Genomic DNA, 4756 nt, shown 5'->3' with positions numbered 1-4756 from the left:
CGATGCGGTTGTGGACGTGCCGCCAATGGTCGGCCGCCGCGTCGCAGGGATCGACGCCGGCCGCCTCCACCGCGTCGATTGCGGCGAGCACCTGCTGGACCTTGGGCCAGCCCTCGATCTTGAGCAGGATGTCGCCGCCCGGCCGCACGAACGGCAATGTCGTATAGGCTTCGTTCGCCGCGACCGCGCGCACCACGTCGATGCGCGAGACGATCGTGCCGAAGTCGTTCGACGCCCAGCGCACGAACGCGAAGACGGCGCCCGGTCGGAAGCCGACGACGCGGGTGCGGCGGGTCAGGATGCGGTCCTGGGCGATCCGGCCGAAGCGTATCCAGTGCTCGAGCTTCTTCTCGATCCAGGTCAGCTCGACATGGGTGAGGTCGTCGCGGGCCAGCGCGCTGAACGCGCCGCCGCCGCGCACGGCGGGAGGCCGGTCGTCGATCATGGGAGGTCTCCGGGGATGGGGCGCGCGACAGGAGCGGTGCGAGGGCGGCGACCTGGCCGCCGAGCGAGCGCCGAGCCCGCGAGCAAGGCCGCGCTGTCCACAGCCGCGCGCGCCGTTAGCAAGAATCCGAAGGATTCTTTTCTATTAGCACCGTTAGTAGGGGTGCGATTCCGCGAGGATTTCTGCGGCTTTGCGAAGCCCGCGCGTTCCCGATAGTCCGTGCCCGGCGTTCCCGATCGTCCGAATCGCGCCGTTCCCGATAGTCCGAACCTCATGGCCAGTTCTCCACAGGCTTGAGGCCGACGCGGCGCATGGCGGCGTCGAACGGATCGACGGGGACGGGAACGAAATTCAGCCGGTCGCGGCCAAGCGCATGTTCGAGCGTGAGGACGTAGCCGGGGAGCGGTTGGCGCGCGACGATGGCGCGCAGCTCGAACGCGAACCGGCGCAGCGGCGAGAGCACGCCGGATTTCAGGTAGAGGTGCGGAACGTCGAAGCTCCAGCCGCCGCTCTGCCGTCCGCCATGCTTGCGCACGATGCGGTAGAGCCAGCGTTCGAGCCCGCCGGTCAGGTCGAAATAGGCGCGGTCGATAGTCAGCACGAGCGCGCGGTCGAGCACGCCGGCATAAAACCAATCGGGCAGGATCAGCTCGATGCCGAGCGCACGGCCGTTGCCGTCCGCCAGCTCGCGCCATTCGTTGATCCACGAGAAGCGATGGCGGCGGCGCTGGTGCTGCTGCCGGATCGAGGTGGCGACGGTGGTGGATTGCAGGCGGTCGAGCGCGGCCTTCAGCCGCTCGTAGCTCGCCTTGCCGGTGCCCCGCCGCGTGAACGCCAGTATCTCGTGCGGCGTCGTCACCATCAGGCGCGAGGTCGGCCGTCCGGCATCGCGCGCGTCGATGAGCTGGCTCGCCGCCCAGATCAGCACGTCGGCGTCCCAAATAGTCGCCATGCCATGCTCGGGCACGGCCTCGACCGAGATCCATGTTGCGCCCAGGCGGAAGTCGATGGGCGCGGTGCGACGGGCCTTGGCGAGTGAGAAGAACGGCCAGGCCATCAAGTCCTGCGCATCGCGGGCCGCCAGGTCGCCGGGGACCGAGCGGAACAGCTCAAGCTGCGTGCGCTCGGCGCTCGATCGGCCGGAAAGGGAGCGTGCAGAGGGCATCGGCGCTCAGCGACGCACGCAATCGGTGGGCAGGCGCTTGGCGGGATGGACGACGCCGGTGCCGGGATCGGATGTCGAGCGGCGGGTGCCGAGCGCCGCCCAGGAGTCGAGATCGTCGATCGCATAGACAATCCGGCCGCCGAGCCTGCGGAACACCGGGCCGGTGCCGTAGCAGCGGTGCTTTTCCAGCGTGCGAGCCGAGAGACCGAGGTGGATCGCCGCGTCGGGCGTCTTGAGATAGCGTGGCGTTGTGGCGGCGACAGGCTCGGCCATGATGATCCTCCTGATGATGGCCGGCCCCGGAAAGCGGGGACCGGCGGACAGGAGGCGATCGTGGCGAAACGACCCCGGCGCGGAGAAGGGACAGCGCCGAGGGGGACGGCGATGTCCCCCGTCAGCCGCCGCGTAGCAGGCGGAGATAGCCGCCGTCGCGCAGCTCGACGGCTTCCTTGAGCCAACGCCTGATGCGTTTGCGCTCCTTGCTCTCGATCCATTCGGCGTTGGTGTAGCGGCGGACCTTGGGGTGGATCAGCGAGGCGGCAAGCTCGCGCTGGCTCGCGCCCGCCTGGTTGCCGTCGAGCACTTGCAGCAGGGTCAGGAGATGCTCGCGCCGGAACGGCGGCGGGCGCAGCGCCGGCGGGCCAGCCGCCATGCCGCTGAGGCGGCGGCACAGGCGCTCGGCGGACGCGAGGCGCGCGAGGGGATCGGGTTCGATCGGCAGCATCACGGCCATCGGGCGCTGGCACGAACCGCAGACGCACAGATGCTCGTCGCCATCGGGATCGGCGAGGATGACATGCAGGAAGTCGCCCATCCTGATCCGTGCGCGAATATCGCCCAGCGCCTCCATGTCGAAGGGACCGGCGCCGATGCCGACGACCGCGGGTGCGAGGACGATGCTGGCCGGCGAGAGGTCGGGGCGCGCGACCGCCAGTTTGCGGTCGAACGCCGAGCCAGGCGCGGCGTGGTAGCTGATGCCCCAGCGCCGCACGAGGCTGGCGGTCGCCTCGTCGGCGGAGATCGCGCCGCGCTTCACGCGGCCGAGCGCGCGGCGGTAGTCGGCGCGATAACGAGCGTTGCGGCCGAGATAGCCGATGGCGATGTCCGAATATTGCAGCGCGTCGTCCCCGGCCTCGTCCGGGGGCGCGCGCCAGTCCTTCTCAGGCGGCATCGAAACCCTCCCAAGCATGGCCCTCTGCGGAGCGCGTTGGAAGATGTTCGCCAGCCCGCCGCCCCGGAGAAGACCTGCCGAGAGGGCGGCCGCATAGCGGATTCAAGTCAGCGTTTTGAAGGGATTATCGGCGCCGCCGCGCGTGTTCCGGGGCCGCTCTCAGTTTGGCGGCGGGCGCAGATAGTGCCGATAGCCGGTCTCGGTCATCCAGCGCGCGCGGGCGAGATGCGAGTCATATATGCAGCGGGCGCGTTCCGGTTCGGCGGCGGGGTCGATGCCGAAGATGATGCGGACGGCTTCGCGCCAATCGGCATTTTCGTCGGCCGCGTCGAGCAGCCGCCAATAGGTCCGATGATGGCGCTCATCATAGTCGGTGACATGGGGCGCGTCCGGGGCGCGATCCTCGAAAGCGGCTATCGCCATCGCCTCGTTCCGCTTTCAGCCATAGCCCCCTGCGCCTGCTGATTCACCGAATATACACCATAATGGAGCGAAGTAATCGCACCGTCTTTGCTATGGCCGTCTGACGACGCGCGGACAGTCGGCCGCACGCCGCCGCTGGTTACTTGCGCTGTTCGGGACTTGAATTGGTCACGAGCAGCACGCCTCGACCTCGATCCGAATCGAGGAAGACGATCCCTGCTCCCTCAAGCGCCTTCATCACCTGATGCCGAGTATTGTCGTTCACGGCCTTATAACTCTCCGATTCCAGCCGCTTGAGCGCGGTCAGAGCAATAAGGGCTTCGTCGGCAAGCATCTCCTGTGTCCAGCCGAGAAGTGCGCGAGCGGCCCGCACCTGGCGGGAAGTGATCATGCAAGATCACCTCCACAACCTTCGGGTCATTCGCTACGAAAACGACTATTATAGTCGTCTTGCGAGAATGGGAATAGGCTAACGGCGAGCCGGGCGAATGCCCGGCGAGCCCGCCCTGCGGCCGCGCGGACCATCGGGACGCGCGGCCGCCGCCGATCCGGGGGGACGGATCGGCGGCGTCATACGAGCGATGGGAAGGGAAACCGAAGGGCCGGACGGTCCGGCCCTGCGGCAATGGGGTTCAACCCGTCTTGAGGCGCTGCATCCCTTCGGCCAGCGTCCAGAGCGCGCGATTGAGCGTCACGTTCTGGTCGATGCCGTTGATCGGACGCGAACGGCTGCGGCGGATACGGCCCTCGGCGTTGTGCTTGCGGCCATGCAATCCGCCCCGAATGACGTTCTCCTGTATCACGTTGAACGTGGTCCACAGGCTATCGCCCCGATCCTCGTAGCGGCGCGGCTCGATGATCTGCTCGGGGGTGAGCGGGCTTTCGTCGTCGCCGTAGCGGGCGACAAGGCTGACCTCGCCTAGCAACCGCTGCTCATCCTCGGAAAGCCGAACCTCCTTCATCGTCTCGCTGGCGTCGATCAGCCGGGGGAAGTCCTCGGCCACGGTGTAAACGCCCTCGATGATGTCATGCTGGATATTGCCCTTGTGCGGCACGCGGACCTCCTCGAACCGCTCGCCCGCAATCATGCTGTTGGTGCAGACGAAACGCAGCATCCCGGCGAACATCTGATAGGCGCTGGTCCCGTCATGGCTGTTGACGATGATGACCTCGGCGGCCTCCGGCTTGCCGATACCGTCATCCCGGCGCAGGCGCAGCATGTGCTTGGCGTGGCCGTGGCGGCTGCCGTCGCGGGGGACGGACTGCACCGCGAAGAACGGGAACCATCCTTCCCGGCGCAGCCCCTCCACGATGTCGATGGTGGGGACATAGACATAGCGCTCGGAACGGCTGTCGTGCGCCTCGCGGGCGAAAATGGACGGGACGTTGCGATACAGCGCCTCGTTGTCGAGCGCCTCATAGCCGCCGATCTGATGGCTGTTGCGGCCGAACCGGGTGGCAAGGTGATGGATGCTCATAGGTCTTTCCTTCCTTGGGCTTGGGTTTCCGCGCAGCGGGAAGCGCCGCGCTGAAACCCTGCCCGTCGGCGAGA

Annotated in this window: 7 protein-coding genes; all 7 read right to left on the bottom strand. The window is 67.6% G+C overall.

Annotation, left to right across the window (positions count from 1 at the left end; genetic code table 11):
• The coding region (locus AX724_RS15465) for a DUF2840 domain-containing protein (protein ID WP_066768001.1) at positions 1 to 445 on the bottom strand (445 nt) is incomplete at its 3' end.
• A gap of 271 nt (positions 446 to 716) precedes the next feature.
• Positions 717 to 1610 carry a replication initiator protein A gene (locus AX724_RS15460; RefSeq protein ID WP_066768000.1) on the bottom strand — a complete coding sequence of 298 codons (894 nt, stop codon included), beginning with the start codon at positions 1608 to 1610 and terminating at the stop codon, positions 717 to 719.
• 6 nt (positions 1611 to 1616) lie between these two features.
• Positions 1617 to 1883 carry a helix-turn-helix transcriptional regulator gene (locus AX724_RS15455; protein ID WP_066767999.1) on the bottom strand — a complete coding sequence of 89 codons (267 nt, stop codon included), beginning with the start codon at positions 1881 to 1883 and terminating at the stop codon, positions 1617 to 1619.
• A 121-nt stretch (positions 1884 to 2004) separates the two neighbouring features.
• Positions 2005 to 2781 carry a DUF2285 domain-containing protein gene (locus AX724_RS15450; RefSeq protein ID WP_066767996.1) on the bottom strand — a complete coding sequence of 259 codons (777 nt, stop codon included), beginning with the start codon at positions 2779 to 2781 and terminating at the stop codon, positions 2005 to 2007.
• 159 nt (positions 2782 to 2940) lie between these two features.
• Positions 2941 to 3204 (bottom strand): DNA -binding domain-containing protein, encoded by a 264-nt coding sequence (locus AX724_RS15445; RefSeq protein ID WP_066767994.1) that lies wholly within the window; start codon positions 3202 to 3204, stop codon positions 2941 to 2943.
• Positions 3205 to 3343: 139 nt separating this feature from the next.
• Positions 3344 to 3595 carry an XRE family transcriptional regulator gene (locus AX724_RS15440; RefSeq protein ID WP_066767991.1) on the bottom strand — a complete coding sequence of 84 codons (252 nt, stop codon included), beginning with the start codon at positions 3593 to 3595 and terminating at the stop codon, positions 3344 to 3346.
• Between the two features lie 241 nt (positions 3596 to 3836).
• Entirely contained in the window at positions 3837 to 4682 is an 846-nt protein-coding gene (locus AX724_RS15435; RefSeq protein WP_066767989.1) for a DUF932 domain-containing protein, read from the bottom strand.
• Positions 4683 to 4756: the final 74 nt, after the last annotated feature.

This window comes from Sphingobium sp. CCH11-B1, assembly GCF_001556865.1.
Taxonomy (GTDB): domain Bacteria; phylum Pseudomonadota; class Alphaproteobacteria; order Sphingomonadales; family Sphingomonadaceae; genus Sphingobium.
Note: the sequence above shows the minus strand (reverse complement) of the source record. Positions and strands in the feature narration are given on the sequence as shown.